Raw genomic sequence first — 26743 nt, forward strand, 5'->3', positions numbered from 1 at the left:
CAGTTTTATGGTATCCTGATCGTGAAGGTTTGCGCGTTGCTGGTGTTAAGCCCCGGCCCCTCGAAATACTTATCGCCTTCCCAGTAGCCATAAATTACAGTTGCGCCTGTGTATATCTTTACATATGCCACATCGCCGGCCTTAAAGCCGTGCCTGTTTTTAAGGCTTTCAACAGAGATTGATGGAAGTACCAGGTTGCTATCTTCGCCAAGTGACGTAAAGCCGTTTACACTTTTAACCGCATAGTTTGTGTCTGATACATCGGGTGTTTTACCTACAAATGTGGCTATCTTATAATCTTTACCAGCAGGCACAGCAGCACTTAATATAAAGTTTGCTCTCAAGGCATCGTTCTGGTGCCAGAACAGCTCAGCCTGTTTTACATAAACAGAGGGCGCTTTCGACATCCGGATATCTATTTCCTCTTTCTCGGTAAAGAAATTGAGTTCTGCACGCTGACTGCCTTTAAAGCCGGGCTTCTGGGCAGTAATTATTAGGTCTGTGTGCGGTACATTTTCAATGCTATAGTTGCCAGCGGCATCAGTAGTGGCCTGCATGTTTATTTTGTAACCGGTTATAGTTACAGTAGCACCTTCCGCAGATTCAGGTTCCTGGTACTCGTTGTAGGCTATTACTTTCCCGCTAATAGTGCCACGCAAAACCGGGGAGTAATCTTCCGGCTCAGAGCAACCCGCGCATAACATAACAAGCACAAACAGAAGGGTGTAAGTTTGTTTCATAAATTACAATCTAAAAGTCTGCAAAAGTATCTAATTGTAGATTAATGGAAAACTATATTCTGATTTTGCTATAACCAAAATAATGCCAGCTATAAAAAAGCCGGAGCCCTGCAGATCAGAACTCCGGCTTCCGGAACTATAAACTATAGTTTATTTAAAGGTATCCTTGCTGTCTACAATCTTCACGTCTTTCACGTTCAGCTTATAGTTGGCAATGATGTCGTCTTCGGCCAGTACTTCTTTCGGCAGGCCTTCTTTTACCAGGTTAGAGTAGCTCATCGGCGAGGGCGTGTTGTTCAGTAGCGCCTGCTTCAGTGGCTCAGCTTCGCTGTCGTCGGTAACTATAGTTACGTACATGTTCTGCACATTCCAGTACTTTTTTACGGCATCATTCACCTGCTGCACCGTCAGGTTAGCCAATAACTGGTCCATCTCTTTCAGGTAGTCTTCGCGGCCATAAAAGCGTGAGTCCATCATAAAGCCTAACTGCTTCTCTTCGGTCTGGGCATATAGCTTCATGTAAGAGCGCAGGAACTTACGGGTCAATTCAAACTCCTGCTCCGTCATGCCATTCTTGATCAGGTTATCCACTTCGCGCATGGCCAGGCGCAGGGCAAAGTGTGCATGGCCTACATTGATGTCCTTTAGTTCGGCATACTGCTGCTTCAAACCTTCGGCAATCTGTACCGGGCGAATCCAGAGGGCAAAGTAGTTGGATGTACGCGGCACGCCCGGGTTTGGCAACTGGAAGCTACCGCCCTGGTCGTACCACTCAATGTAAGAGTAATCGCCATAGTTCATGGAGCGCACAGAGCGGATTTTGTCGTATAGTTTGCCGTAGCTCTTACGGTGCTCACCCAGGAACGAGTTAGCTACCATCAGCGCAGCAAAATCATCGGCAGAGCGCGTTACCGGCATCGGTGTACCAGTAAAGATAGCCGAGCCCAACGCATCAGATTTCTGAATGATCTCTACCTGTACGCCGTTCGGTTTGTTAGGCTGACCAGCCAGTGGTATAGTTGGCTTCACTTCTGATAACTGCGCCATATCAGCCTTCAGTTTGTTCAGGAAGTCAGCGCTATAGTTGCCGGCCACGCCTATCATCAGGTTGTTGCGGGTAAACAGGCTGCGCCAGTGGTTCTTCACATCCTCCAGGGTAATATTTGGTACGCTGGCCGAAGTGCCTTCAACCATGTGCTGGTAGTTGGTGCCCCGGAACAACAGGTCTTCCAGAGCTTTTTTGCTGTACTCTTCATCTGATGAAGCACGAATCACCTGGTCAACAAAGTTCTGCTGGTTCGATTTTACACGTTTAAAGTCGTCTTCGGCAAAAGCTGGCTGCAGCATCAGTCCACGCACGATCGGATAAAAATCATTCAGGAAATCGCGGTGCACTATAAAAGTAAAAGTAGTAACTTCTTTATCGGTGCTGGCGCCATAACCAGCCGCCCACGGGTAAATCTTGTCGCGAATCTGGGTAACGGTCATGTCCTGTGTACCGGAGTTAGCGATCATCTGGGCAGTAGCATAGGTCAAACCTTCTTTGCCCTTTGGGTCAGCCATAGAGCCGTTTTTGAACATCAGTTTAATAATAACCTTGTTCGACTGTGGATTCTGTAATTCTACTACTTTGCCCGGACCAAAAGCCGTGTTGGCATCAAAGGCTACAGGAGCTGTCTCGGTGGTTGTGGCGGTATCAGTAGTGGTGGTTTGCTGAGATGCCTGCGGCTGTTTGGTGCAGGAGGCAGCCAACAGGGCAACAGGCAATATATAAGCAGCTATCTTTTTCATCGTTTCTCTTTCTAAATCTGGTTAACTATAAAATTACTTTACAGGCGATTTCTCTGTCGGGGCAATGGTACCTACCGTGAGCGTAGTTGGTGTAAAGTACTTTTTGGCTACATCCATCAGGTCTTTGGCCGTAACGGTGTCGAACACTGCATACATGTTATTGAGTGCTTCCGGGTTGCCTGTCAGCCAGATGTACTGCGACAGCGAATTGGCAATGGCGTCGGGGCTGTCCATACTCATGGCAAAGCTATACTTGATGCGCGATTTGGTGTCGGCGATCTTCTTTGCGTCTATCGGCTTGGTTTTGGCTTCGTTCAGCACGCGCATCATCTCGTCTTTCACATACTGCATATCGTTTGCATTTACTATTGATGCCGAGTAAGAAATCAGGTTCGGGTCGCGGGAGAACTGCGGGCCGCCACCGATGAAACGTGCCTTCTGCTCCTGCACTACCAGTTTGCGGTACAGGTCGGAGTTCTGCGAGAAAAGGATGTTGGAAAGAATGCTCAGTGCCGGCAGGTCTTTGCTGTTGTCAGAGAAAGCAGGTCCTTTAAAGGCCAGTGTTAAATATGGCGGAAAACCTTGCTGCTGCACGTGCGCATAGCGTGTTTGAGTTTGTTTTGGCTCTGTTGCAATGTTAGGCTTATAGTTGCCGCGCTTCCAGTTGCCAAAGTATTGCTGCGCCAGGTTGTTTACACGCTCCGGTGTTACATCGCCTACTACCAGTATGGTGGTGTATTCCGGGCGGTAAAAGCGGTCGAAGAAGGTAAGGGAGTAATCGTACTGGTTAGGCATATCTACCACGTCTTCAAAAAAGCCCATGGTGGTATGCGCGTAGGTATGCTTGGTAAAGGCAGTGCCTACCAGTTTTTCGTATAGGTGCTGGTATGGGCTGGCGGAGTTCTTGGTATACTCGCCTTTCACGGCGCCGGCTTCAGTTTTAAAATCGTGCACGCTGTATTTCAGGTTCTGGAAACGGTCTGCTTCGATCTCGAACATCTTGTCCAGCATATCGGCGTTACCGGTCATGTGGTACAGGGTGCGGTCGATGCTGGTGTTGGCGTTGGCGGCAGCGCCCATTTCCTTCATAATATCGCCATAAGCTTCAGTGCTGTATTTGTCAGTGCCCCGGAACATCATGTGCTCAAAAAAGTGTGCAAAACCGGTTTTGCCTTTCTCCACTTCTTCGCGCGAGCCGGCTCTTACAACTATATAAAAGGCAGCAATGCCCGGACTGTTGTAGGGTACTGTTACCACGTTCAGGCCATTATCTAGCTTTTTCTGGTGGATAGGGTAGGGCAGAATCTTACTGCTTTGCTGGTTTTGCGCTATCACAGCCGAAATGGTGCATAGCATGAGCAGCAGCATCGCTACTATCTTGTTTCTCATGTTTTATAGTTTTAGTAGGTTAAAGTTTATGTATGTACGGTAATCCGGATGCTTAAATATAGCAGAATACCTTTTTTTGCTCAAGTTATCAGATATAAAGCAGGTTTGTGTCTATTAACCTGAAGGATTTATCGGTGAGCAGATGCATAAAAAATCCCCGCCTGGTATGGGCGGGGATTTCAGCTATTTATGAACTATAGTTATACCAGTTCTTTTGATTTTTCCTGCTCAGCTTCCGGAAGTTCGGCGGCCAGCTCAGGGTTTGTAGTTGCTACAATACCAGTTTCTGGTTGTATGTTCAGCTCACCTTCCCAGCGGGCAACTACAGCGGTAGCAAGGCAGTTACCGGTTACGTTAACCGAAGTACGTGCCATGTCCATCAGCTCATCTATACCCAGGATGGCAAACACAGGCCAAACAGGCAGATCGAAAGATGCTACAGTTCCTAGCAGGATTACCAATGAGGCTCTTGGTACACCGGCCACCCCTTTACTGGTTAGCATCAGGGTAAATACCATTACCAATTGCTGATCCCAGCTAAGCGGAATGCCAGCAGCCTGCGCCACAAACACTGCAGCTAACGACAGGTATAGCGTTGTACCATCCAGGTTAAAACTATAGCCGGTTGGCATTACGAAAGCTACGATCTTACGCGGCACACCTAATTTCTCCATTTCTTCCATGGCACGTGGTAGGGCAGCTTCTGAGCTTGTAGTAGCAAAGGCAATTGAAACCGGACCCGAGATAGCTTTCAGGAAACGGATAACCGGAACGCGGGCGATTAAAGCAACAGGTAGCAGTACCAGCAACACAAACGCAAGCAGCGCTACATACAATGTAGCAAGTAACTGGAACAGGTTGACCAGAATACCGAGCCCCATGTGCCCCACAGTATAAGCAATAGCAGCACCCACACCAACCGGCGCAAAGTACATGATGACGTTCGTGAACTTGAACATGGTCTCAGATAAGCTCTCGCAGAAATCGAGCATTGGCTTACGCTTCTTCTCGGTTACCATAGCAAGGCCAATAGCAAACAACACACTGAACACTACAATTTGTAAAACCTGACCTTCCGCGACCGATTTGGCAATGTTTTCCGGGAATGTATGCAGGATAATATCGGCGGCAGATTGCTTTTCAGGGGCTGTAATTTCCTCGTTTACTTCTGCCAGGTTCATGTCTACGCCTTCGCCGGCTTTGCTCAGGTTAATGGCAGCCAGACCAATAAACAGGGCTATAGTTGTCACTACCTCAAAGTACACCAAGGCTTTCCAGCCCATACTGCCCACCTGTTTCAGGTTAGAGTGTCCGGCAATACCAACTACCAGTGTAGCGAAAATAAGCGGCGCAATAATGGTTTTGATCAGCTTCAGGAAAACTTTACTCAGTACATTCAGACTTTGCCCTACTTCCGGGAAATCATATCCTATGTTAGCACCCACGATCATACTGATCAGGATCCAGGTGGTAAGCGACTTTTTCTTGATACCGTAAACCAGCACTACACCAATACAAGCCCAGCGCACGGCACGCAGTACATCGGTAGATAAGTTAATGATGCCATAATGCTGCAGTACCGTAACAATTGCTGCCAGCGTGATGCTTAGCAGCGCAGCCAATGGAATAAAGGAGAGTTTTTTCATGAAAAGAGTAAAGTTTAGCAAGCGTCTGTTGGTAGCCTGCCAGCTGTTTAAATGTGTTTAAAGGCAACAAAACCGGTTTTCAGCTTCCGGAACACTACGTGATATTTAGCAAATATAATCAGAAGGAGCTTAATGCCAAGGCTAAAAGTTGCAGAATTTTGCTTCTAGGTACTTATGGCGAGGCTGCATCTTATATAGATCGTAATCAGTATATTGGAGAATATCTACATAAGGAAACGATATGCTGACATGGCGCATTGAGGCGCTGCACCTCAAATTAAAGTACACCTGGCGTATTGCGCGCAATTCAAGCGACGAGAAGCTGAATTTTCTGGTTCAGGTATCGGATGGTACTTTTAGTGGTTTTGGCGAAGCTGCTCCCAACATTCGCTATGGCGAAACTCCTGATCTGTTGCTGCAGCAGTACCAGGTGCTGCTGATGGCAGGGCTGGCAACTATAAAATCGATGGAAGACCTGCTGCAGCTGCTTACTGAGCACCCGCCTGTAAACTCGCTGCGCTTTGCCGTAGAGGCTGCCTATCTGCATTACTACTGTCAGGTGAAACAAATACCAATTTACCAGTTGCTGGGCCAGCCATTGCCACATCAGCAGGCCACCTGTTTTTCGTTGCCCATAATGGAGCCGGGGCAGGTTAAGGATTTTATACTGCAGCACAATTTACAGCGTTTCCCATGTTTAAAGATCAAAGTAAACAGTGAGCAAGGCCCAGATCTGCTGCAGGAAGTGCTGGATGTGGTGCAAAAACCGGTGGTAATAGATGGCAACGAGAGCTGGAAAGACCCTGACACGCTGCTGGGTTTTCTGAAAACCATAGATAAACAACGGGTACTATTTATAGAGCAACCTATGCCAGCCTCCGAAGCAGCGGCTTATGCCCACCTTAAACCACTCAGCCCGTTGCCGCTTATAGCAGACGAATCTGTAACCGATGATGCTGATTTTGCCTTGCTGCGACAGGAATTCCATGGGGTGAACATAAAGCTGATGAAAGCTGGCGGCTACCTGAATGCGGTACGATTGTTGAAGGAAGTGCGCAAACATGGCCTTATTGGTATGATCGGGTGCATGGTTGAAACAAGCCTGGGTATCTGGTGTGCTATGCAGCTGAGCGCCGGCTTCGATTTTGCCGACCTGGACGGTTTTCTGATTGTGGAAGATGAGCCGTTTAAATTGGTGCGCGAAGAGCGGGGGGTACTTTATTTCTAACTATAGGTTTAATTGTTGGTTGTTGATGGTTAATTGTTTGTGGTTTGTATTACGCATAACTATTGACTTATAGCGCCTTCTTTGCGTTCATGAAGGATTTAGATTAACCGCAGAGGGCGTAAAGGCTCACGCAAGGTGCGCTAGGGAAAAGCAGGAGCGTTTTATCAGGATGATCTGAAAAAGATGCGGCAACTATAGCTTAATGGAGCAGCTCTGACAGCTTGTTAACCATCAACAATTCAACCACCAGCAATTAATTTCTACCTTTTTGAAACCAATCCGAAAAAAAATGTGTAATATGTTTGTACATTAAATGTATGTACACTAAATTTGCATCATCATTCAGTAGTGTAAATGAAAATTGAAGAAGAAATAAAGCAGAGCGCCTTCAAAAGCGAGTATCACAAAGCATACATTAATGTACTGTATACTTCTAACTGGCTGGAGCAGGAGCAGAGCAAGCAGTTCAAACCTTTTGGTGTAACGTTGCCGCAATATAATGTGCTGCGCATCCTGCGCGGGCAACACCCAAAGCCGGCAACCATCAGCATGATTATAGAGCGCATGCTGGATAAAACTTCCAACGCATCGCGCATTGTAGATAAGCTGGAAGCTAAAGAGCTGGTAACACGCAAGCAGTGCCCCGAAGACCGCCGCACAGTAGATGTGCTGATCACAGACAAGGCACTGGCGCTGCTGAAGCAGATGGATGAACTGGATGGTGGCACCAAATCAGGATTGCGCAACCTGACAGAACAGGAAGCCGAAACCCTTAATACCCTGCTCGATAAGATTAGAGACTAATAAAGTAACCAATACCTAACAATAAATTAAATTTAAGTACGATGAAAAAAGTAGCAATTCTTGCCTCACTTGCCGGTGCCCTTATGCTAACGGCTTACGCTGGTAATACAACAAAAACTGATAACACGATTGCGTCAACTACAGAAGTAGTAAGCTCATCTAAAGGACGTGTTTATAATGCTGTTGTTGAGCAGAGCGAAGTAAAATGGAATGGTAAGAAAATTGGTGGCGAGCACTATGGCGCTATTGCCCTGAAGAGCGGTAACCTTACTGTAGATAAAAACAAAGTAACAGGCGGTAAGTTCGTAATTGACATGAACTCTATCTCTGTAGAAGATATTAAAGATGCTGAGTACAACGGCAAACTGGTAGGTCACCTGAAGTCTGATGATTTCTTTGGCGTAGAAAAGCACCCAACCGCTACTTTCGAAATTAAGTCTTTAGCTCCGATTGCGAAGGCTGCTGCCGGCAAGCCAAACTATAACGTAAATGGCTTGCTTACAATCAAAGGCATTACGAAGCCAGTTCAGTTCCCGGCTACTATCACAACTAAAAATGGTGTGGTATCTGCTAAAGCTGATGTAAAAGTTGACCGCTCTAAGTATGATGTGAAGTATGGCTCTAAGAGCTTCTTCGATAACTTAGGTGATAACGTGATCATGGATGATTTCACTGTATCATTCAATGTAACTGCAAAGCAGTAATCTCTCGTAGATAATTAAGGTTTTGATTCCGCCCCGGTGCTCTTTGTAGTGCCGGGGCGGTTTTTTTATAAGATATGCGCTACCTTTATAGTTTCAGTACCAAAATTGTTTAACCTCATGCGCCTGATCCGTACTTCCCTAGCCCTTCTTTTATTCATCTGTTTACTGGCAGCCTGCAAGCCCGAAGCTCCCTCTGCCCAGCAGATTGTAGACAAAGCTATAGTTGCACACGGCGGCAGCAAGTTCGATAAAGGCATCATCCAGTTCAGACTCCGCGATAAAGTGTACCGTTCGCTCCGTGATAATGGCGCTTTTGTATACAGCCGCTCCTTTACCGACTCTACGGGCCAGCACGTGCACGACGTGCTGCGCAACAGTGGCTTTACCCGAACTATAAACGATGAAGTAGTCGACCTACCGGACGAGCGTAAGCAGGCATTTAGCAACTCTGTAAACTCTGTGATCTACTTCGCGTTGCTGCCTTATTTTTTAAATGATGCTGCCGTGCAGAAAGAGTACCTCGGCGAAGCAACTATAAAAGGAGAGCCTTATTACAAAGTGAAGGTTACGTTTGCCGAAGAAGGCGGCGGCGAAGACCACGAAGATGAGTACGTATACTGGTTCCATCAAAAGAACTACACGATGGATTACCTGGCTTACTCGTTTATAGTGGATGGCAGCGGCACCCGTTTCCGCGAGGCTGTAAACCCACGAACGATAGGCGGTATTCGTTTCCAGGACTACATCAACTATACCGTAGCAGACAAAAACTTCCCGATCCAGAACTACGACAAGGCTTTTGAAGCAGGCAAACTGAAGCAACTATCTGAAATAAATTTAGAAGAGATACAGGTAAGTGAGTTGCCTGAGTAATTTTAATCATGGTAAGCGTAGTCAAGACATCTTATATGTCCATTACATTATTGTCATTTCGAGCGCAGTCGAGAAATCTTATATGTCCTTTAGCTAACTATAGTTACTACATGCCACAAGCAGTTTCTTTCATAGCGACTACTGATCCTGGGAGCTTTACCAGCCTACTGTTGTCATAGTTGCTTTGGTGCGCTCCCGGCCGCGAGGCCCCGTCTTCGGGCATCGCGCTGCTGCCTTCTTGCTCTCCTCGTCCCTCGGATTGGCTTACGCCACCGCAACAAGTCAAAGGCGCTCAACCCAAAGACTGAAATCACTCGATAGCTACAGCTATAGTTTGTTGTGTGGTTATAGTTACATCGCCTTTCCGTGGTAGTAACTCCATGGGGCCAGGTAAACCTGTCCTGCTCTCATGCTGTAACTATGTCACAACAAAGTAACTATAGCAATGTCAAAGTTCCCCTCCTTGGATAAGGAGGGGCAGGGGTGGTTGGACTAACATCAACTATAAAACTATAACTCCAACTATAGCAATAGCAGAATTCCCCTCTTGGGAGGGGTAGGGGTGGGTTAAAATGTTAACTATAAACTATACCTCAACTACAGTAGTAGCCATAAAACTCCCCGCCTTAGACAAGGAGGAGTTAGAGGTGGTTGGACCAACGCCAGCTATAAATCATAGAGAGCCAATTCCGAATATTTATTAATCCTCTGATCCAGGTTCAGACGATTAATCTACTTCAAACTCTTGTGGCAGCTCTACTGGCAGCGGTTTATTGCGGTTCCGGATCTGGCTCAGGTAATCATCTACAGTATCCTTATACTCCAGGTGGTAATCTTCGTGCAGGTTTTTGCGGATGAGCTGAATGGTTTTAAGCAAGAGCCTAGCCGTAGAAGTATAAAATACTTTATAGTAGCTATCGAATTGGCCGGTATAGTTCCGGAAGATAATATCCAGGGTATACAGGTGCAGCTCAACTTCGGCTTTTTTGTCTTTGGTGATGCGCTTGAAGCGGGCAATCTCTTTTATGGCTTTACGCAAAGCCTTGGCCAGCGCTTTGGTCAGGCTGCGGCCCGTAGCGTTCAGTAATAGCTCATGTATCACATCCTGGCTTCGTTCCTGCAATTCCTCCAGTGTCAGTTCACCCAGCTCGTACGAGAACATATCGTATAGTTCGGCATCGCGGCGAACGGCTTTTAAAAGAAGCGCTTCCTTTTCGGTATCAGTTAACTGTTTAATTGCTTTCTTAAAGGATGCAGAAGGTGCAGGCATAAAACTATAAACTATGGATGTGCTGCAAAGGTACGCAATTCAGGGGGTTAAGGTAAATCTATAGTTTACATTGCCGACCATACCTATGGCGCGGGCGTTCTTGCTCCATCTGAATAAACTATAGTTCAGGTAACAAAAAAGGCGCTGATGATCTCAGCGCCTTTTTTATAGTTATTGTTGCGTAGCTGGTTTCAGGTTATCTTCCAGGTATTGAGTTACTTTTCGCATCAGGTGCACGCGGTCTTTGCCACGTACGTTATGCGCATGTCCCGGATACACAAAGTAATCCAGCAATACACCTTCATCCACCGCTTTTTTCAGGAACGCCAAGCTGTGCTGCCATACTACTACGTCATCTACGGTACCATGTATCATCAGTAGTTTACCTTTCAGGTTCTTTACGTGGTTCAGCAGGTTGGCATTTTTATAGCCTTCCGGGTTTTGCTCCGGTGAGTCCATGTAGCGCTCGGTGTACATTATTTCGTAGTAATTCCAGTCGATAACCGGACCACCGGCCACGCCTACTTTAAAAGTCTCTGGCGATTTCAGCATCAGCGTAGTAGTCATAAAGCCACCGAAGCTCCAGCCATGTATGCCTAAGCGGTTGGCATCAACATACGGCAACGATTTCAGGTACTCCACACCGCGCAGCTGGTCTGCCATTTCTACAGTGCCCAGCTGGCGGAACGTAGCCTGTTCGAATTCAAGGCCGCGACCGGAAGTTCCACGTGGGTCTAAGGTAAACACGATGTAGCCTTTCTGCGCCATTAACTGCATCCAAAGGTTAGCGCCACCCATCCAGCTGTTAGTTACCAGTTGCAGGTGCGGACCGCCATACACATACACCACTACCGGGTATTTCTTGTTTTTGTCAAAGTTTGGAGGCGTAATCATGCGGGTATACAGGTCGGTGCCGTCTTCAGCTTTAATCGGGAAAATAGTAACTTCGCCAAGTGCATAATCAGCTACCGGGTTCTTGGCATTCAGCAGTGTTTGCGCTACTTTCCCATCTTTGCTGCTGATCACCCAGATCTTGCGTGGCGTTACCTGGCTGCTATAGTTGTCCAGGATATAGTTGCCGTTCGGGCTAAGCGTAGCATTGTGGGTACCGCTTCCTTGCGATAAGCGTGTGCTCTTGCCATTGCTCAGGTCAACGCTATAAAAGTGGCGCTCCAGTGGGCCTTCGCCAGTTGAGCTATAGTATAGTTTCTTGCCATCTTTACTGAAACCAAGTACATCCGTAATCATCCAGTCGCCTTTTGTAAGCGTTCTGATCTCTTTGCCATTAACATCATATAAGTACAGGTGGTCGAAACCGGTTCGCTCGCTTACTCTTACAAACTGGTTCGGCTTGCCAGGCACGAAGTACAAACCTTTCTCAGGCTCCACATACTTGGCGTGTTTCTCTTCCAGCAGCGTCTTCACAAATTCGCCAGTAGTTGCATCGTACTGGTTTAATTTCATATGGTTCTGGTCGCGGTTAACGACAGCAATGTAAATGTGCTTTTCGTCGGGGCTCCAGGTAATGTTAGTCAGGTATTGCTCGGCAGGTTCGCCGGTTTTCAGGAAGGTAGTCTGCTTGGTAGCCGTGTTGTAAACACCAACTGTTACGTGGTGACTTTTGCCGCCAGCCATCGGGTATTTAATGTTGTTCAACTTGGCAGGAAGCGGGGCAACATCTACCAGTGGGTAATCCGTTACCATGGTCTGGTCCATGCGGTAAAATGCCAGGTTCTTGCCGGTAGGCGACCAGAACGTACCTTTTGAAATACCAAACTCAGAGCGGTGTGCTGCCTGGCCATTAACTATCCCTTCGTTCTTTTCATTTGTAACGGCTACATCTGCAGCACCCGGAAGCGAAATATACAAGTTGTTACCTTTGGTATAAGCCACGCGCTGTTTGGTTGGGTCCAGTTCTGCATTCTCAGCATCAGCAGCATACGTGGTAACGATAGTTGCTTTGCCGGTTTTCAGGTTATAGTTAAAGATTTTGCCTTGCATGTTCAGCACTAGTGTGTTGGCATCGCTCCACTGCACCATCGGGAAGCTTTTCACTTCTTTTCCGCCTGCCGCCTGAATTGCCGAGCTCAGCTTATCAACAGTAAGTATAGTGTTGTGCTTCGTCGATTTCGCGTTGCCACGTACGAGTGCATTGTCTTTAACATAGGTAAAGTCGTCGGAGCCTGCTACCCAGTTAAGCTGACGGAGGTTTTCTGGTTGAAGCGCCGGGTTAATAATGGCATCTTCCATGGTCAGCATTTTGTCCTGGGCCTGCAACTGCAGCGAAACTACAGCCAGCAGAAGGGTAAAGACCAGACCTTTTAAGCGGTTATAAAGGATCATCAGAGTGAATTGGTTGGTTGTGAAATCGTAATAATATGCAAGAAAACAGTATTCTGGCTAAAGAGCAAAAATAGAGCCTTTTATGCTTAACAAGGTGCTGAAACTATAGTTCAGGTTGTTGCTTTTGCAGGAATTATAAACTGTTCCGGATTGTTAAAAACTATAGTTTAAGCAGCCGGCATAAGTGGATTTATACTTGAGAATCTGCTTCATAAAGTGCTGTATAGTTCGTAATTTTGTGCTATGAATACGGAGAGAGAAATTTTACATCAGGAAGATGTTGCGGTGCTGGAAGAAAATACCGACCTGCGCCAGCTGATCGTTTTTAATGATGACGTGAATACTTTCGACCACGTGATCGAGACCCTTATAAAAGTATGCGGCCACACGGCGGAACAAGCAGAGCAATGTACGCTACTGATCCACTACAAAGGCAAGTGTACGGTTAAAATGGGCTCGTACGAGGAGTTGGCAGGTATGTGCACTACGCTGCACCAAAAATCGCTTTCTGCGGATATTCAGTAAGGAGGTTAAATGGAGTTTCCGTCGAAGCTGATAGAAAATGCCGTGGAAGAGCTGGCCAAGCTGCCCGGTGTAGGAAAAAAAACGGCCCTGCGCTTAGCGCTGCACCTGCTCAAACATGAATCGGAAGACACGTTTCTGCTAGCCGAGTCGCTGGTGAAGATGCGTACTGAAGTAAAACATTGCAAGCAGTGCCATAACATCTCGGATACCGAAGTTTGCGGTATCTGCTCTAATCCATTGCGTGATCGTAGCCTGCTTTGTGTGGTAAGCGATATTCGGGATGTGATTGCGATTGAGAATACGGCTCAGTACAAAGGTTTGTACCATGTGTTGGGTGGTGTTATTTCGCCTTTAGAAGGTGTTGGTCCATCGGATCTGCACATAGATAGTTTGCTGGAACGCTTGCTGCCAAACACAGAGGTAAAAGAAGTGCTGATGGCGATCAGTCCGACGATGGAAGGCGACACCACCGCCTTTTACCTGACCCGCAAACTACGCGATCACCAGAACCTGAAGATCACAACAATTGCTCGTGGTGTACCGGTTGGTGGTGAGTTGGAGTATACTGATGAGATTACCTTAGGCCGAAGTATAGTTGAAAGAACTGCTTACGGTAGAGCGTAAGTTTTAATTTAAGAATATGGAAGGGATACAGCTATAGTTGTATCCTTTTTTATTGTTCATCCTTCGTCATGACGAGCCTAGTCGAGACATCTTATATATCCTCCACTTTATTGTCATTTCGAACGCAGTAAGAAATCTATCTCAAATTAAAGTTGTAGCTATAGTTCTATTGTTGGTTATAATTTCCACTTGCCACTAGCAGCTTGTGCTATAGTTACCTCTGATCCTGGGAGCTCAACCAGCCTACCGTTTTATAGTTGCTTTGGAGCGCTCACGGCCGCGAGGCCCCGTCTTCGGGCATCGCGCTGCTGCCTTCTTGCTACCCTCGCTGTGCTCGTGTTGCCTGACGCCACCGCAACAAGTCAAAGGCGCTCAACCCAAAGACTGAGATCCTTCGATAGCTAATCTATAGTTTGTTGAGTGGCTATAGTTGCATTGCTTTTCCGTGGTCATAGTTCCGAGGGGCAGGCTGCGCCCGCCTGTTCGTGGTCTGTAACTATAGAACGACAGCTCATACTATGAGCAGAGACAAAGATTGTCCCCTTGAGGGGACTACAGGGGTGTCAATTCAGTAACTATAGAACGACAGCTCATACTATAGTAGTAGCAAAAAGTCCCCCTTTGAAGGGGGCGAAGGAGGATAACTCACCCCTACTATAAAACGATAGTTCCAACTATAGCATAACCCGAAAACACATATAATTTACTAATCTGCAGTCCAGACAAATCTAAAAACCTCCTAAATCACTTTCCAGAACAACTTTTTAACTCTCCTTCAGCACATCATGATAAAGATCATTAAAATTTATTTGGACTGATTCTAAATAGTAATTACATTTGTGTCATCATGAATCAGCCACAAGTGAACCCAGGGGGAACGGTGCAGAAAACACAAACGATGCAGGAGATTTTTACGACTGAAAGCGGTGCTGTATACCAATGCGATAAGCGCAACAGAATATTTGTTGATTTTGCCGGATCTGTTACCGCCTATAAAATAGATGCCTTTCTTCGTCTGAAAAAAGCAGTAGACAGCATCGACCTGAGCTCTATGGCGAACAATACCGATCGTTGCTCTGATTATGAGTTGATTACACTTTGCGGTTGCGACAGAATGTATGTGTTAAGCCTGCCTGAAGTTTACAATTTTAAGGAGTTGCTGAGCGGTGCCCGCTTTGTGCTGGAATTGAATAGCATGCTGCACGAATGCCTGTACGCACAGGTTGCATAACACAAGCTATAGTTATAGCTAGTTGATAAGCACAGGTTTACCTGTGCTTTTTTATTTAGACTGCTTCCATATTTCCTGCGCAGGCTTCCATATCTGAACATATTGTGCTATTTTAAGTATGAATAAAGGATGCCCCAGTGCATATAACATCAGATAAATAGCCCTAAACCCTATGAAGGACTTATTGCGACTAAGAACCTCACTTACCGAGGAAATTGAAAAAGTGCTTAACGAGCAGATCAAAATGGAAGCAGATGCCTCGGCCATGTACCTGGCCATGAGTGCCTGGTGCGACCGCAATGGTTTCGACTTTAGCGCCGGATATTTTAAAAAACAATCAGACGAAGAGCGTGAGCATATGCTACGTTTATTCAAATATGTATCGGATATGGGCGGCCGTGCTGTGTCGCCGGACGTAACCGGTGTGCAGATCGAGTTCGAATCGTTCAGAAGCGTATTTGAGCAGGCCCTGCAGCAGGAAATTGCCGTAACGCAGTCGTTTAACCGTATTGCCGACCGCTGTCAGAAATCGAAGGATTATGTGACGTTCACGTTCCTGCAGTGGTTCCTGAAAGAACAGATAGAAGAAGAATATGTAGCACGCCGCGCGCTGGAACTGTTCGATGTGATTGGCGAAGAAGGTACCGGCCAGTATGAAATTGATAAGCGTATACCAAAAATTACCTACGAAGACACATACGAAGGCTAAACCATTATTTAGAACTAATTATAAAAGCAGCGCCTTTGGAGATAAACCAAAGGCGCTGCTTCTTTTATTTAGGCTGGATTATCAGGATTGTTTAAAATATGATCTTTAAAAGCCTGCTTGGCCATATGTTCGGTGGTGTGGTGCATCCAGTAGTTGTCTGGCTGAAAACACATGACAGGAGCAAAATCGCAGCGGTCGGTGCATTCGGTTTTAACTACTTCTACGCGCCCTTTCAAGCCCATATCTTTTATAAGTTCACGCAGTGCTTTTCCGTTTTCTTTACCGCCCTTCTTTTTGCATTTGCTCCCCGTGCACACATAAATCACTTTTTCGGGTGTCTGAAAGTCTTTGCTCATGTAGTAGTTTAAGTTCTTGTAATGTCTCTATACACAATTACGGCAGAAAAGGATAAAAATCTATAGTTTACCAGTTGCACTACTTTTCCTGTTCCGGCACGCTACCTACATTTTTCAATTTTATCTGCCCGTCTACAGATTTTACCTTATTGGTCTGGATCAGCTTGCCATCTCTTTTACCAATACCTCCCTTGCCCGGTTTGCCATCTCTACCATAAATACCGCCCTTTGTAACGATAAAGATGTTGTTTTTGCCCTTTGAATTATTAAAAATAGGTATGAAGTTATTCGTGCTGTATTCCAATTCGATGTCCCCACCATTGCCGCCGTTAAAGCCGGTGGTAGCATTTGTGCCATCTGTGCCCAATTGTTCGGGACTATTTTCAACAACTCTGATTGTTTTACCGTCCGGCTCTTTAATAAAACTTACTTTGCTATACTCTTTTATACCTTTTGCGCCATTCTTTCCTTGTAACCCGTTTCCACCTTGCCCACCCCGAGTGTCAATAGTCAGACTTCCGACTTTATCAAAATGTATGGTTATTTTTAAATCCCCTCCATTCTGCCCTGCGCTGCCGGAAATCTTTTCATTCGCATCTAAACCATCTGCACCTTTTGAGGATATTGTGCAGTTTTCACCAATGATAGCCATATCCGCATTGAGTATCCCTGCCTTCTCCGGAGAGAACCGAATCGTAGCCTTGTCTTGCATAATGAGTGTATCAACGATCAGCGAATTCTCAGGCCCAACTATATAAACCTCCTTCTCTTTAATTTCGAGTCTGGTAAGTTTTGTAGTTTGTGCACCCGCCTGCAGGCTCAGAAACAGTAAAATAATAGCGGGTAATGAGATCCTGGTTTTCATAAGCTGCTGTGTTTGCGTGAGGTAATAAAATTGACAAATCTGCTCTCTATAAAGTAATGCTTTCTACTTTCTCTATTCTTAACTCCCCATCAAATGTTTTATAAGTAGCTACTTCAATCAGTCTGCCATCCATGCTTCCAAGTCCACCTTTACCTGGTCTACCATTCCTCCCAGGATTGCCCGCACTATTTTCTATCATTATCCTGTTCTTCCCTTTTGAGTTATTAAAGATTGGAACGAAGCCATTAGTGCTGTAAATTAGCTGGATATTGCCGCCAAAGCCTCCTGCAAAACCAGTGGTTGCATTTGTGCCATCCGTGCCAAGCTTTGGAGGAATAAACACTGTTTCGATAGTGTATTTGCCGTCCGGGCCTTTCACAGCTCGTTGCTCAGTACGTTCAGGCTCGCCTTTGGCCCCATTACTACCATTTTTGCCGTTTCCGCCTTTACCACCCCTTGTGTCAATTGTTAAGCTACCTACCTCGTTTAGATACATAATTAAAACCAGGTCGCCACCATCCTGCCCGGGAGAACCTGAGCTCTCCTTATTGGCATCTTCACCGTTCATGCCTCTTGATGAAAAAGTACATTTATTGCCGATGTACGCCACATTTGCCTGTAGTATACTTTGTGTGGCTGGTGAGAATTTTATAGTTGATTTATCGTGCATGATCAATGTATCGACCAGCAGCATGTTGGTAGGGCCAACTATAAATATTTCCTTTCCTTTGAGTTCCAGTTTTGAGATTCTATTGTTTTGTGACAGCGCTGGTGCACTGAGCAACAACGAGAAGCAAAGAAGTGAGAGGGTAGAGTTTGTCTTCATAGAGTAGGTCTAAATGTGTAATATTCATAGCAATAATATTGCCAAATCTGAATATTCTGATTTCTATAGAGTGACGTCCCCTCAAATTAAACTATTCTCAGTATATTTCATCTAAGCAATACAAACTAATCTTATACCCATAAACTGACATGAACCTCTACAAAACCAAAACTGCAGGCCTGGCACTGCTGGGCTTGTTGCTGTTGGGTGGTTCTCCTGCTCCTGTGGCGCTTGCGCAAGGTGGCCAGGATCTGAACCTGACCTATCAGCGGCCACCTCAGGCCATAGCCGATATAATTGAAGCGCCTGGAACGCCATCGGTAAGCATTAACTCCACCGGCAACCTGATGCTGTTGATGGAGCGCCCCGGATATGCAGGCATAGAAGAACTGGCACAGCCGGAAAGCCGACTGGCCGGACTACGTATTAACCCGGCTACAAACGGGCAGAGCCGTAGTTCCTCGTTCAGCAATATAAAGGTAAAGCAGGTTAATGGTGGGCAGGAAAGCCAGATCGCCGGTCTGCCACAAAATGCACGCCTGTCTTACATTACCTGGTCACCGGACGAAAAGTACATTGCCTTTACAAACACCGTTGCCAACGGCATCGAACTATGGATTGCCGACATCAGCACGAAACAGGCAAAAAAACTAACCAGCGCAACTATAAACGACGCCTACAGTGGCCGTCCGTTCGACTGGACACCGGACAGCAAGTCGCTGGTAGTGAAGTTTATTGACGAGAACAGAGGCGAAATGCCGAAGCCTGCACTGGCACCAGTCGGACCGGTTATTCAGGAGAACATAGGTAAAGCAAAACCATCGCGCACCTACCAGGACCTGCTGAAGAATCGCTACGACGAGCAGCTGTTTGATTATTTTATGCAAACCCAACTGAAACTGGTAACGATAGACGGCCAGCAACAGAACATTGGTAAGCCGGGCATTGTAAAGAGCATGGACCTGTCGCCGGACGGTCAGTACCTGCTGGTGCAAACTATACAGAAGCCTTACTCTTACCTGGTGCCGCACTACTACTTCCCGTACAACGTAGAAGTATGGAGCCGCGAAGGCAAAGTAGTAAAACAACTGGCACAATTACCCTTAGCCGAAGATATTCCGATCGCGTTTGATGCTGTGGCTAAAGGCCCGCGCAGCTACAACTGGCGCCCTGATAAGCCTGCTACACTTTACTGGGCCGAAGCTCAGGACGGCGGTGATGCCAACAAGGAAGTAGCCGAACGTGACGTAGTTTATACCTTAGATGCTCCTTTTGCCGCAAAACCAACTAAGCTGGCAGCTACCAAATACAGATACCGTGGTGTGCAGTGGGGTAATGATGTGGCACTGGTAAACGAGCGCTGGTGGAAAAACCGTACAGAACGTGTAAGCCTGGTTAATACAGCTAAACCTGCCAAGCCAACCGTACTGATCGAGCGCTCTTACGAAGACGGTTACAACGACCCGGGCTCACCTGTGTTTACCAGAAACAAGTTTGGCCGTAGTGTGCTGCTGATGGACAAAAAAGGCCAGCATATTTACATGATCTCGGAAGGTGGGTCACCGGAAGGCAACCGTCCGTTCCTAAGCGAATTTAACCTGAAATCAGGCAAAGCGAATATCCTGTTCCGCTCTGAGGCACCTTACTATGAGCGCCCGGTAGATATCATCGACCTGAACAGCAAAAAGATCATCACCAGAAGAGAGTCTGAGAAAGATGTGCCGAACTACTTCGTACGCGATCTGAACAAAAAACAGATGACGCAGGTAACCGCATTCCCGCACCCAACCCCGCAACTGGAAGGCGTGCAGAAAGAGCTGTTACAGTACGAGCGTAACGATGGTGTGAAGTTGAATGCCGTTTTATACCTACCAAAAGACTATAAAAAAGGTGATGCGCCGCTTCCGATGCTGATGTGGGCTTACCCGCGTGAGTTTAAGAATGCAGCTACCGCAGGCCAGGTCAAAAGCTCTCCTTATGAGTTTACACGTATCAGCTCGGGCTCGCCGCTGTTCTGGGTAACACAAGGCTATGCTGTATTAGACAGAACCGATATGCCTATAGTTGGCGAAGGCGATGCACAGCCAAACGATACCTACAACGAGCAGCTGGTAGCCAGTGCCAAAGCCGCAATCGACAAGGTAGTAGGCATGGGTGTTGCAGATCCGAAACGCATAGCAGTAGGTGGCCACTCATACGGCGCTTTCATGACGGCTAACTTGTTGGCTCACTCTGATCTGTTTGCCGCTGGTATAGCCCGTAGCGGTGCCTATAACCGTACGCTCACGCCGTTTGGTTTCCAGCAGGAGGAGCGTACTTACTGGCAGGCGCCGGATGTGTATCACAGAATGTCTCCGTTCTCATTTGCAGATAAAATTAAGGAGCCAATTCTGCTGATCCACGGTGAGGCTGATAACAACTCCGGTACTTTCCCGATGCAGAGCGAGCGTTTCTATAACGCCCTGAAAGGCCACGGTGCCACTACGCGTCTGGTGTTCCTGCCACACGAGAGCCATGGCTACACTGCTAAAGAATCTATCCTGCACATGCTTTGGGAAATGGATACCTGGCTGAACACTTACGTGAAGAACCGACAGGTGCAATAACTATAACCCTGTAGTGTTACAAAAGGCCCCGACTATAGTTTAGCCGGGGCCTTTGCTTTATAGCTAAACTATAGTTTATAGTTTGAGCTCTGGTAATTAAGCTGTCTGTATAATCTGATGCGTAACTTTTGCTGCCGGGTCCTGGTTCAATAGCCTGGCCAGCGAACTATAGATTTCGGGGTGTTCCTGTTTTAAAAGCTGCGGCAGCTCAAAAAAGAGTTCGACCGCTACGGCAAAAAACTCATGTTCGTCGGGGGCAGTGCAAAGCCTCCTGAAGATGCTCTTCTCCAGTTGCATCCGCTGCCGCTCCGATTCGGATAACACAGTCCAGTGTTGCAGATACGCACGGTTCAGGAAATCATATTCTTGGTTTCGGATACTGTTTTCCAGGTGCAGGGCATGTGCCATTTCGTGTAGTCCGAGATTAAGACCGTCCTTTGGGTTATAGTTTCCTATTTCAAAGTCGCGCCAGGAGAGCACAATAAGGCCGCGCATGTTTACTTCGCCGCAATGGTACTGTTTGTAAATAGTGGAGTAGTAACGGTCGGGGTAAATGATGAAGGTTTTAAAGTGTGCAAAGTGAATCTCACGCAGGCCTAAGGTAAGTTGCACGGCACAGGCCGCAATTTTTACTTTCATTTCGGTGGTAACCTCCATGCCCTTGCCACGCGGCACAAACTGTTTCAGTTGTATAAACCGGACCAGACGGTCCTCAAACTCCAGTTGCTGCTGTTGGTTAAGGGCTTTATAATAGGGCGTAGGGTGAAGCTGTAATACCAGACGAATATGTGCCGCTTCTTCTTTTCTCTTATTTGCCTGCAACCAGCGCCGGAGCAGAAAATCAAGTCCATAAAACACTACAGCTGCAAACAGTAAGTCAGCCGCCGACACACCAGGTGAGAAAGTCAGGCAAAGCAGCGTTACCAGTATAATAGGTCTAACGATTAAGAGCACGAGCCGGAAGTTTAGCTAAAGGTATCAAGTTACTACACCAATTTAAAGAAACTATAGTATTAAATTAGTAAAGCTATAGGCTATAGTTGCATCTGCAAAAGCAACTATAGAGTATAAAGGTATAATCTGAGCATAAGCCTGAACCTGAAACCAAACAACAGCAATATGAAAAAAAGAAATCTATTACTTTCATCTGCTGCCATTGCCAGCCTGCTGCTGTCTGGCTGCAGTTCTTCTACCACATCGCCTGAGGATACCGCTACCACGACCACTACAACAGAAAGCGCCGAAATGGAAATGGGCCACGGCCTGAACCTGGCAAACCTGGATACTACCGTAAACCCCTGCGAAGACTTTTACCAGTATGCTAATGGTGGCTGGCTCAAGAATAACCCGATTCCGGCATCTGAAAGCAGTTGGGGTTCTTTTAACGAACTGGCCGAAAAGAACAATGCCATATTGCGGGAGCTTCTCACCGAAGCTGCATCCAACACCACAGCTGCAAAAGGTACAGCCGCTCAGTTGGTAGGCGACTTTTATGCTTCCGGCATGGACTCCGCAGCAGTTAACCAGGCAGGCATGAAGCCTATAAAACCTGAGTTGGACCGCATAGCAGCTGCCAAAACCACCAATGAATTACTCCGCACAGTAGCCGACCTGAAGACCAAAGGCATCAGCGGGTATTTTTCCATGTATGTTACCCAGGACGATAAGATCAGCACACAGTATGCACTCTGGGCTATGCAGGGCGGTTTAGGTTTGCCTGATCGGGATTTTTACCTGAAAGAAGATGAACGTTCCAAAACCATCCGGACTGAATACCTGAAGCACCTGCAGAATATGTTCCAGTTGATCGGAGATGATGCCACCACAGCTCAGAAAAAAGCCAGGACAGTAATGAACCTGGAAACACGGCTTGCCAAAGCATCCCGAACCCGTGTAGAGCTGCGCGACCCCTACGCAAACTATAACAAAATGACCGTTCAGGATTTCTCAAAACAGAATCCGAACCTGATGGCTACGCAATTGCTCACCGCATTGGGAGCACATACCGCAAAAGAAGTTATAGTTGGTCAGCCGGCTTTCTTTAAAGAGTTAAATGCAATGCTGAAGAGTGTACCTGTTGCCGACTGGAAAGCCTACACCCAATGGCATGTGGCGCGCACCGCAGCACCTTTCCTGAGCCAGGAATTTGTGCAGGAGAATTTCAATTTTTATGGCAAAGTACTGAGTGGTGCAAAAGAAATGCAGCCGCGCTGGAAACGTGTGCTGCGTGCAACAGATGCTGCCCTTGGCGAAGCGCTGGGCCAGTTGTATGTGCAGAAAACCTTCTCGCCGCAGGCAAAACTGAGAGCTATGGAGATGGTGAACAACCTGCAGGAGTCGTTTAAGGAGCACGTACGCGACCTGGACTGGATGGGTGACGAAACCAAACAGCGTGCCCTACAGAAGCTGGATGCTTTTGCTGTAAAAATCGGCTACCCGGAGAAGTGGAAGGAATACAAAGACCTGGAGATAAACCGAAACTCCTACGCCGAAAATGTGATGCGCGCCAGCCAGTTTGAGTTCCGTGAGAACGTAGGCAAAATAGGAAAGCCCGTAGACCGCACCGAATGGTTTATGTCACCGCCAACTGTAAACGCCTACTATAACCCGAGCATGAACGAAATTGTATTTCCGGCCGGTATCCTGCAGCCGCCTTTCTTCGATCCGGAAGCTGATGATGCAGTAAACTATGGCGGTATGGGTGCCGTAATTGGCCACGAGCTAACGCACGGCTTCGACGACCAGGGTGCCAAGTATGACTTTGAAGGAAACCTGAAAGACTGGTGGAGTAAAGAAGACCTGGATAAGTTTAATGCCCGCGCTTCTATGGTAGACCAGCAGTATAGTTCCTACTCAGTGCTCGATAACCTGAACGTAAACGGAAAACTAACTATGGGCGAGAACATTGCCGATATTGGGGGCCTTAACATTGCGTATACAGCCCTGCAAAAGGCTTTGAAGAAGAAAAACCCGGGACTGATAGCCGGCTTTACACCGGAGCAGCGTTTCTTCCTGGCCTGGGCACAGATCTGGCGCATCAACATGCGCGACGAAGCTCAGAACCAGCAGATACTCACAGACCCGCACTCGCCGGGCAGGTTCCGAACAAACGGGCCGGTTTCAAACATGCCGCAGTTTTACGAAGCCTTTGGCTGTAAGCAAGGCGACGAGCTGTTTCGGGTCGAAAACGAGCGGGCAAAGATCTGGTAACAGGCTAACCAATAAACAAAAAAGCTGCAGTAGATATGTACTGCAGCTTTTTTGTTTATTGCACTTTAATCTTGTGCGTCACTATATTTTTTGGCCATTTGCTGCCGTCTACCGGTTCATCGGCTATTTTATCTACCACATCCAGCCCCTCAATCACCTCCCCGAAAACAGTGTACTCCGTATCCAGCGAAGGTTCTCCGCCGATTGTGGTATAAATTCTGATCTCTTCTGGGGTGTATTTTATGCCGTGGGTAGCCTCCCAGGAGCGGAGCTGCTCAAGCGGTACAGGGTTGCCCTGCACGATGTAAAAGTTGTGGGATGATGATTCCTTGTCCGGGTTTCGTTCATCGCCGTATCGTGCCTGTGCAAGCGCGCCTTTCTTATGGATGTATTTACGGTTAAACTCCTGCGGTATTTTGTAGGCCCCTTGCTTCATGGTGCGGTTATCAGAATCGCCGCCTTGTATGGCAAAATCTTTTACTACCCTGTAGAACTCGCCTTGGTCGTAAAAGCCAGCTTTAGCCAACCGTACAAAATTAGCGCGGTGAAGCGGCGTGTCTTTATAGAGGCGCACTTTTATATCGCCGTGTCGGGTACTGATAATAGCTATCGTATCAGGGTTCTCCTTGCCAAAGGCGGTTAATTTTTCTACCGCATTTTCGGAAGTAAGTGGCTCCAGGGTTGGTTCTTCCGGTGCTTCAGGTGTGGTTTCGGCTTGCTGCTCCTGCTGCTTGTTGCAGCCAACTGCCAGCAAAAGGCTCAGGCCTAGTGCTATACTTCTAAAAGATGTTGTCAGGTGCTTCACTTTCAGGTATAATTATAGTTGCTGATCAGATCAAAGATATAAAATTTAAGCATTTAGTTAGTTAGAAGCAACTTCTGGTACCATGCCAGCATTGTTTGTAACTAAGATGCCCTTAAACCAAGTATAAGCCGTACAAATGCCTTGCTGTTGGAGCAATACTATAACGTGCTATAGTTGGTAAATGCTTATGCTGGATAACTACTGTACTTTAATTTAGGTATATAGTTTAAAATTTTGTATCTTAATGAAAAACAGGAGGTTTTGAAAATTTGCCTGCTGTACGGGAGAGAATTTGTTTGCTTAAGTTTAAAGTTTGTGAGAGGCAGCCGTATGGCTGCCTTTTCTTTTATAGTTGTTTCCGCATTACATAATCATTCATCCAGTAAGGGCCAATGGGAATGTCTTCTTCGCGGTGGACGTGATAGCCGCAGGTTTCGTAAAAAGCCTTCGCTTTGTTGTACTTGTTCACGTTCAGGTCCAGCACCCGGCCGCCAAGCTTTCGTACTTCCTCCTCAATGTGCGAGAGCAACAGTCTGCCTAAACCTTTGCCCTGGCATGCTGGCAACAGGTAAATCTTGTTGAGTTTATATCCCTGCTCATTGGTATTTATTAAACTATAACTGGCAAAACCGAGTGGCTCCTCCTGCTGGAAGAGTAATATAAAGGTCTGGTCTTCCTGCATCTGTTTCTGTAGTGCCTCTGGTGTATAAATCACGCCAAACATATAATCGATCTGCTCTTTGCTGAGTATCGGTTTATAGGTTGGCTCCCAGGTAGCAAGTGCCAGTTTTTCTATAGTTGAGATGTCGGCTATAGTGGCTGTGCGGAAGGTATAGTTGGTCATAATGGTGCTTTGGCTATAGTTGCAATTTACGGGCTGCTCTTATAAATGGCAACCTCACCCTTACTTTGCGCTTGTCCTATAAATGATAACTTTGTATTAACATCTAACTGTAGATTGAACATGAAAGCGATATACCTTGAAGCGATAAACTCCTCGTTTGTATTAATAGAGAAAGAAATACCAGTTGCTGGACCCGGCGAAGCCATAGTGCAGGTAAAAGCAGCCGCTCTTAACCACCGCGACGTTTGGATTCAGTATGGCAAGTATTTCACCAAAGATTACCCCGCAATACTTGGCTCGGATGGTGCTGGTATAGTTACCGAAGTGGGCGAAGGCGTAGGTAAAAGCTGGATAGGAAAAGAAGTGATACTGGACCCATCGAGCGACTGGGGCGATAACCCACATGCACAGGGTTTGGATTTTAAAGTGCTGGGCATGCCCGAAGACGGTGCCTTTGCCGAGTATGTAAAAGTACGTGCCACAAACCTGCACGAAAAGCCAAAACACATGAGCTGGGAAGAAGCTGCTGCCCTGCCATTAGCGGGTGTAACCGCTTACCGTGCCATGTTTACCAAGTGCGGACTAAAGCAAGGAGAGAAAGTACTGGTAACCGGTGCAGGTGGGGGCGTAGCGCTGTTTGCCGTACAGTTTGCCGTAGCAGCAGGTGCCGAAGTATGGGTTACATCCGGCTCTGATGAGAAAATTGAAGCTGCAAAACGATTGGGTGCAACCGGGGGCGTAAACTATAAGAACGAGAACTGGGGCAAAGAGCTCAAGAGTCTGGCCGGTGGTTTTGATGTAAGCATTGATGGCGCTGCTGGCGAGGGTTTTGTTCAGTTGGTAAAGCTGGCTAACCCAGGTGGAAGAATTGGTATGTATGGCGGCACAACCGGCAGAATTGGAGCGCTAAACCCGGCAGAAATTTTCTGGAAGCAGCTGGCAATTTTCGGTAGCACCATGGGCACCAACGACGACTTTGCTGAAATGATTTCCTTTGTGCGCGAGAAAGAAGTAAGGCCTGTAGTTGACAGCGTATTTACATTAGAGCAAACCGAAGAAGCCATGCGCTACATGGAAGCCGGCAAACAGTTCGGTAAGATCGTGATTAGCGTAAATCAGTAGTTTGTCTGAACTGCAGTATAAGGGTGATTTGAGGGATTAGCAAAGGTGGACTGTTTGGCTCACCCCAGCCCTCTCTTGTTATCGAGGGCCCCTACCCCCAAAACAGGAGAGGGAGATTTTCTGCTGATGATATAGTTTGCGCTATCCTTCTATAGTTAGTGCAGGTCCAACCACCCCTGCCCCTCCTTGGACTACCTTCGAACTCTCGTTCTCGGTAGTCCAAGGAGGGGAG

The 26743-nt window shown here is 46.8% G+C and carries 23 protein-coding genes; 11 read left to right on the forward strand and 12 right to left on the reverse strand.

The window, feature by feature from the left end; translation table 11 throughout:
• Positions 1-5 precede the first annotated feature (5 nt).
• The 4 genes from GXP69_RS10365 to GXP69_RS10380 all read right to left on the reverse strand — a co-directional run bounded on the left by GXP69_RS10365 (position 6) and on the right by GXP69_RS10380 (position 5566).
• A complete protein-coding gene (locus GXP69_RS10365; protein ID WP_163914996.1) occupies positions 6-740 on the reverse strand; it encodes a carboxypeptidase-like regulatory domain-containing protein in 735 nt (244 codons plus the stop codon).
• Positions 741-890: 150 nt separating this feature from the next.
• Positions 891-2531, reverse strand: coding sequence for a M16 family metallopeptidase (locus GXP69_RS10370; protein WP_163914997.1), 1641 nt, complete (start codon positions 2529-2531; stop codon positions 891-893).
• A gap of 33 nt (positions 2532-2564) precedes the next feature.
• Positions 2565-3920 (reverse strand): M16 family metallopeptidase, encoded by a 1356-nt coding sequence (locus GXP69_RS10375; protein ID WP_163914998.1) that lies wholly within the window; start codon positions 3918-3920, stop codon positions 2565-2567.
• A gap of 200 nt (positions 3921-4120) precedes the next feature.
• On the reverse strand, positions 4121-5566 hold the full coding sequence (locus tag GXP69_RS10380) for a dicarboxylate/amino acid:cation symporter (RefSeq protein WP_163914999.1): 1446 nt from the start codon (positions 5564-5566) through the stop codon (positions 4121-4123).
• A 241-nt stretch (positions 5567-5807) separates the two neighbouring features.
• Here GXP69_RS10380 and GXP69_RS10385 point away from each other — a divergent pair, with 241 nt between their 5' ends.
• From GXP69_RS10385 to GXP69_RS10400, 4 genes are all read left to right on the forward strand, one after another.
• Positions 5808-6794, forward strand: a complete 987-nt coding sequence (locus tag GXP69_RS10385; protein ID WP_163915000.1) for an enolase C-terminal domain-like protein — start codon at positions 5808-5810, stop codon at positions 6792-6794.
• Positions 6795-7148: 354 nt separating this feature from the next.
• Positions 7149-7598 carry a MarR family winged helix-turn-helix transcriptional regulator gene (locus tag GXP69_RS10390; RefSeq protein WP_163915001.1) on the forward strand — a complete coding sequence of 150 codons (450 nt, stop codon included), beginning with the start codon at positions 7149-7151 and terminating at the stop codon, positions 7596-7598.
• A gap of 41 nt (positions 7599-7639) precedes the next feature.
• The gene (locus tag GXP69_RS10395) at positions 7640-8302 is read left to right on the forward strand and encodes a YceI family protein (protein WP_163915002.1); all 663 of its coding nucleotides are present in this window, start codon (positions 7640-7642) and stop codon (positions 8300-8302) included.
• A gap of 117 nt (positions 8303-8419) precedes the next feature.
• Positions 8420-9175 (forward strand): DUF6503 family protein, encoded by a 756-nt coding sequence (locus tag GXP69_RS10400; RefSeq protein ID WP_163915003.1) that lies wholly within the window; start codon positions 8420-8422, stop codon positions 9173-9175.
• A 727-nt stretch (positions 9176-9902) separates the two neighbouring features.
• Here GXP69_RS10400 and GXP69_RS10405 read toward each other — a convergent pair.
• A complete protein-coding gene (locus GXP69_RS10405; RefSeq protein WP_163915004.1) occupies positions 9903-10445 on the reverse strand; it encodes a hypothetical protein in 543 nt (180 codons plus the stop codon).
• 171 nt (positions 10446-10616) lie between these two features.
• Positions 10617-12788, reverse strand: coding sequence for a S9 family peptidase (locus GXP69_RS10410; RefSeq protein WP_163915005.1), 2172 nt, complete (start codon positions 12786-12788; stop codon positions 10617-10619).
• A gap of 243 nt (positions 12789-13031) precedes the next feature.
• On the opposite strand from GXP69_RS10410, the gene GXP69_RS10415 reads away from it, so the two are divergent.
• The 4 genes from GXP69_RS10415 (at position 13032) to GXP69_RS10430 (ending at position 15877) form a co-directional block, all read left to right on the forward strand.
• On the forward strand, positions 13032-13313 hold the full coding sequence (locus GXP69_RS10415; RefSeq protein ID WP_163915006.1) for an ATP-dependent Clp protease adaptor ClpS: 282 nt from the start codon (positions 13032-13034) through the stop codon (positions 13311-13313).
• A 9-nt stretch (positions 13314-13322) separates the two neighbouring features.
• On the forward strand, positions 13323-13937 hold the full coding sequence (gene recR / locus GXP69_RS10420; RefSeq protein ID WP_163915007.1) for a recombination mediator RecR: 615 nt from the start codon (positions 13323-13325) through the stop codon (positions 13935-13937).
• A gap of 847 nt (positions 13938-14784) precedes the next feature.
• On the forward strand, positions 14785-15168 hold the full coding sequence (locus GXP69_RS10425; RefSeq protein WP_163915008.1) for a hypothetical protein: 384 nt from the start codon (positions 14785-14787) through the stop codon (positions 15166-15168).
• Between the two features lie 172 nt (positions 15169-15340).
• On the forward strand, positions 15341-15877 hold the full coding sequence (locus tag GXP69_RS10430) for a ferritin (RefSeq protein WP_163915009.1): 537 nt from the start codon (positions 15341-15343) through the stop codon (positions 15875-15877).
• A 68-nt stretch (positions 15878-15945) separates the two neighbouring features.
• Here the strand turns inward: GXP69_RS10430 and GXP69_RS10435 are convergent, their stop codons facing one another.
• From GXP69_RS10435 to GXP69_RS10445, 3 genes are all read right to left on the reverse strand, one after another.
• On the reverse strand, positions 15946-16233 hold the full coding sequence (locus tag GXP69_RS10435) for a (2Fe-2S) ferredoxin domain-containing protein (protein ID WP_163915010.1): 288 nt from the start codon (positions 16231-16233) through the stop codon (positions 15946-15948).
• A 79-nt stretch (positions 16234-16312) separates the two neighbouring features.
• Positions 16313-17098 carry a hypothetical protein gene (locus GXP69_RS10440; protein WP_163915011.1) on the reverse strand — a complete coding sequence of 262 codons (786 nt, stop codon included), beginning with the start codon at positions 17096-17098 and terminating at the stop codon, positions 16313-16315.
• A 46-nt stretch (positions 17099-17144) separates the two neighbouring features.
• On the reverse strand, positions 17145-17924 hold the full coding sequence (locus GXP69_RS10445) for a hypothetical protein (RefSeq protein WP_163915012.1): 780 nt from the start codon (positions 17922-17924) through the stop codon (positions 17145-17147).
• Positions 17925-18073: 149 nt separating this feature from the next.
• Between GXP69_RS10445 and GXP69_RS10450 the strand changes: the two genes are divergently transcribed.
• A complete protein-coding gene (locus tag GXP69_RS10450) occupies positions 18074-20530 on the forward strand; it encodes an alpha/beta hydrolase family protein (protein WP_163915013.1) in 2457 nt (818 codons plus the stop codon).
• 96 nt (positions 20531-20626) lie between these two features.
• Here the strand turns inward: GXP69_RS10450 and GXP69_RS10455 are convergent, their stop codons facing one another.
• Positions 20627-21484 carry a zinc-dependent peptidase gene (locus GXP69_RS10455; RefSeq protein WP_317164583.1) on the reverse strand — a complete coding sequence of 286 codons (858 nt, stop codon included), beginning with the start codon at positions 21482-21484 and terminating at the stop codon, positions 20627-20629.
• Positions 21485-21649: 165 nt separating this feature from the next.
• On the opposite strand from GXP69_RS10455, the gene GXP69_RS10460 reads away from it, so the two are divergent.
• Entirely contained in the window at positions 21650-23740 is a 2091-nt protein-coding gene (locus GXP69_RS10460; RefSeq protein WP_163915014.1) for a M13 family metallopeptidase, read from the forward strand.
• Positions 23741-23795: 55 nt separating this feature from the next.
• Here the strand turns inward: GXP69_RS10460 and GXP69_RS10465 are convergent, their stop codons facing one another.
• Entirely contained in the window at positions 23796-24545 is a 750-nt protein-coding gene (locus GXP69_RS10465; RefSeq protein WP_317164584.1) for a peptidylprolyl isomerase, read from the reverse strand.
• 346 nt (positions 24546-24891) lie between these two features.
• Entirely contained in the window at positions 24892-25389 is a 498-nt protein-coding gene (locus GXP69_RS10470; protein ID WP_204281987.1) for a GNAT family N-acetyltransferase, read from the reverse strand.
• A 120-nt stretch (positions 25390-25509) separates the two neighbouring features.
• Here GXP69_RS10470 and GXP69_RS10475 point away from each other — a divergent pair, with 120 nt between their 5' ends.
• The gene (locus GXP69_RS10475; protein WP_163915015.1) at positions 25510-26511 is read left to right on the forward strand and encodes a quinone oxidoreductase family protein; all 1002 of its coding nucleotides are present in this window, start codon (positions 25510-25512) and stop codon (positions 26509-26511) included.
• Positions 26512-26743: the final 232 nt, after the last annotated feature.

This window comes from Pontibacter burrus (assembly GCF_010686685.1).
In the GTDB taxonomy this organism is placed as follows: domain Bacteria; phylum Bacteroidota; class Bacteroidia; order Cytophagales; family Hymenobacteraceae; genus Pontibacter; species Pontibacter burrus.

Bases quoted from the DNA above. Each gene is read 5' to 3' on its own strand.
- GXP69_RS10365 (WP_163914996.1), bottom strand. From the start codon at position 740: ATGAAACAAACTTACACCCTTCTGTTTGTGCTTGTTATGTTATGCGCG.
- GXP69_RS10370 (WP_163914997.1), bottom strand. From the start codon at position 2,531: ATGAAAAAGATAGCTGCTTATATATTGCCTGTTGCCCTGTTGGCTGCC.
- GXP69_RS10375 (WP_163914998.1), bottom strand. From the start codon at position 3,920: ATGAGAAACAAGATAGTAGCGATGCTGCTGCTCATGCTATGCACCATT.
- GXP69_RS10380 (WP_163914999.1), bottom strand. From the start codon at position 5,566: ATGAAAAAACTCTCCTTTATTCCATTGGCTGCGCTGCTAAGCATCACG.
- GXP69_RS10385 (WP_163915000.1), top strand. From the start codon at position 5,808: ATGCTGACATGGCGCATTGAGGCGCTGCACCTCAAATTAAAGTACACC.
- GXP69_RS10390 (WP_163915001.1), top strand. From the start codon at position 7,149: ATGAAAATTGAAGAAGAAATAAAGCAGAGCGCCTTCAAAAGCGAGTAT.
- GXP69_RS10395 (WP_163915002.1), top strand. From the start codon at position 7,640: ATGAAAAAAGTAGCAATTCTTGCCTCACTTGCCGGTGCCCTTATGCTA.
- GXP69_RS10400 (WP_163915003.1), top strand. From the start codon at position 8,420: ATGCGCCTGATCCGTACTTCCCTAGCCCTTCTTTTATTCATCTGTTTA.
- GXP69_RS10405 (WP_163915004.1), bottom strand. From the start codon at position 10,445: ATGCCTGCACCTTCTGCATCCTTTAAGAAAGCAATTAAACAGTTAACT.
- GXP69_RS10410 (WP_163915005.1), bottom strand. From the start codon at position 12,788: ATGATCCTTTATAACCGCTTAAAAGGTCTGGTCTTTACCCTTCTGCTG.
- GXP69_RS10415 (WP_163915006.1), top strand. From the start codon at position 13,032: ATGAATACGGAGAGAGAAATTTTACATCAGGAAGATGTTGCGGTGCTG.
- recR (WP_163915007.1), top strand. From the start codon at position 13,323: ATGGAGTTTCCGTCGAAGCTGATAGAAAATGCCGTGGAAGAGCTGGCC.
- GXP69_RS10425 (WP_163915008.1), top strand. From the start codon at position 14,785: ATGAATCAGCCACAAGTGAACCCAGGGGGAACGGTGCAGAAAACACAA.
- GXP69_RS10430 (WP_163915009.1), top strand. From the start codon at position 15,341: ATGAAGGACTTATTGCGACTAAGAACCTCACTTACCGAGGAAATTGAA.
- GXP69_RS10435 (WP_163915010.1), bottom strand. From the start codon at position 16,233: ATGAGCAAAGACTTTCAGACACCCGAAAAAGTGATTTATGTGTGCACG.
- GXP69_RS10440 (WP_163915011.1), bottom strand. From the start codon at position 17,098: ATGAAAACCAGGATCTCATTACCCGCTATTATTTTACTGTTTCTGAGC.
- GXP69_RS10445 (WP_163915012.1), bottom strand. From the start codon at position 17,924: ATGAAGACAAACTCTACCCTCTCACTTCTTTGCTTCTCGTTGTTGCTC.
- GXP69_RS10450 (WP_163915013.1), top strand. From the start codon at position 18,074: ATGAACCTCTACAAAACCAAAACTGCAGGCCTGGCACTGCTGGGCTTG.
- GXP69_RS10460 (WP_163915014.1), top strand. From the start codon at position 21,650: ATGAAAAAAAGAAATCTATTACTTTCATCTGCTGCCATTGCCAGCCTG.
- GXP69_RS10470 (WP_204281987.1), bottom strand. From the start codon at position 25,389: ATGACCAACTATACCTTCCGCACAGCCACTATAGCCGACATCTCAACT.
- GXP69_RS10475 (WP_163915015.1), top strand. From the start codon at position 25,510: ATGAAAGCGATATACCTTGAAGCGATAAACTCCTCGTTTGTATTAATA.